2 protein-coding genes are annotated in these 1,207 nt (G+C 44.7%); one reads left to right on the forward strand and one right to left on the reverse strand.

The features are described 5' to 3' along the window. Positions 1-495: 495 nt before the first annotated feature. The gene (locus B5D35_RS25370) at positions 496-627 is read left to right on the forward strand and encodes a hypothetical protein (RefSeq protein ID WP_269809328.1); all 132 of its coding nucleotides are present in this window, start codon (positions 496-498) and stop codon (positions 625-627) included. Positions 628-669: 42 nt separating this feature from the next. On the opposite strand, the gene B5D35_RS23840 is transcribed toward B5D35_RS25370, so the two are convergent. Next, positions 670-927, reverse strand: coding sequence for a hypothetical protein (locus B5D35_RS23840; protein ID WP_078754865.1), 258 nt, complete (start codon positions 925-927; stop codon positions 670-672). Positions 928-1,207 lie beyond the last annotated feature (280 nt).

The following is a 1,207-nucleotide window of genomic DNA, read 5'->3' on the forward strand; positions in this document are numbered from 1 at the left end:
GTTATGTTGAGGGATTGCCGTAGGTCGACGAGGCCGCAAAGGGTGGGCGAGAGACTTGGCCAAATCCGAACAAGCGCAGCGCCGTTCGTGATGCCGAGGAAAGAGGATCGCTTTGCAACGAGAAGCCCGTAACATAACGGCCATAATGCGAACTCTATATGCATAGATAGTTATTGCATTTAAGAGCAATAGCACAAAAAGTTGGTCACCTTACATTTATCATCTTGAAGCAAGGTTAGAAAAGGCTTTGTTATCAGTTGTATAAATCGAAGGTGATAAATGGCTACTCATTACTATGTAAATAAAAATGCTCAGTCAAATGGTGATCATGAAGTTCATGCGGGGACATGTTCACATCTCCCTCTGTTACACAATCGCGATTATCTTGGCTTATTCTCTAATTGTCGTGATGCGGTGAATGAAGCAAAGAAAAAATATCCCAAGTCAAATGGTTGTTACTTCTGTAGCAATGCTTGCCACACAGGATAAGCGATTATGGCAGATAGAAGACCGATTAACCCTAACGTAAATGTCCCAAAACCCGGTGGTGGTGAACAGCCACGCGACAGAAACAATGACGGAAGGCTTCGCAAGAAACGTAAGGATGCAGGGAAACCTCGCAAATAAAACAAAGGGACGTTAAAACGTCCCTATTTCATGCACAAAACACTAATTGTTGTAGACATCATCAATCAATTTATACGCTGCTCTCTGAGCGGCTCTTTCAGCAACGTCTTTATTATCAAATATTTTTAAGTCGCCTTTGGAATCAACTAACTCTCTAATGATGTCCGGCATTAGTCCATTTTTATCAACTGGCCCTGCGAAGCTATATCCAGCTGAGAATCCCTCCAACTCCTTTCTGTACTGGGTATGGATATGATAGGGAATATTCCTATGTATGCCTCTAAAGGTATAAGACTGCATGAGCATTCTCCTTGTATTTTCAGTGTGTGCAGATAGTTAGAGCACACCTGAATAAGCCATGCCTGTAAGGCATACAAGCCAGTGCGAAGCGCGCAGCGAGGCACAAGCCGATTACCTTACCTTTTCCAATCCTCCGCCCCCCTAAGCGGCGCGTAGCCTTCTCAGGGGCGTTTTTATACCGTTACATGCCTTCCTGCGAGGCTGTCTTTTACTAAGCCTGTTATCACCGTCAGGGGCAGGGAGAGCAGCCAAAAAGCCGCATGCTCTAATAGCGGCTTTT

The organism is Enterovibrio nigricans DSM 22720 (assembly GCF_900167155.1).
Lineage (GTDB): Bacteria > Pseudomonadota > Gammaproteobacteria > Enterobacterales > Vibrionaceae > Enterovibrio > Enterovibrio nigricans.

Excerpts from the sequence above, each read along its gene's own strand:
- B5D35_RS23840 (WP_078754865.1), bottom strand. The coding sequence starts at position 927 with ATGCAGTCTTATACCTTTAGAGGCATACATAGGAATATTCCCTATCAT.
- B5D35_RS25370 (WP_269809328.1), top strand. The coding sequence starts at position 496 with ATGGCAGATAGAAGACCGATTAACCCTAACGTAAATGTCCCAAAACCC.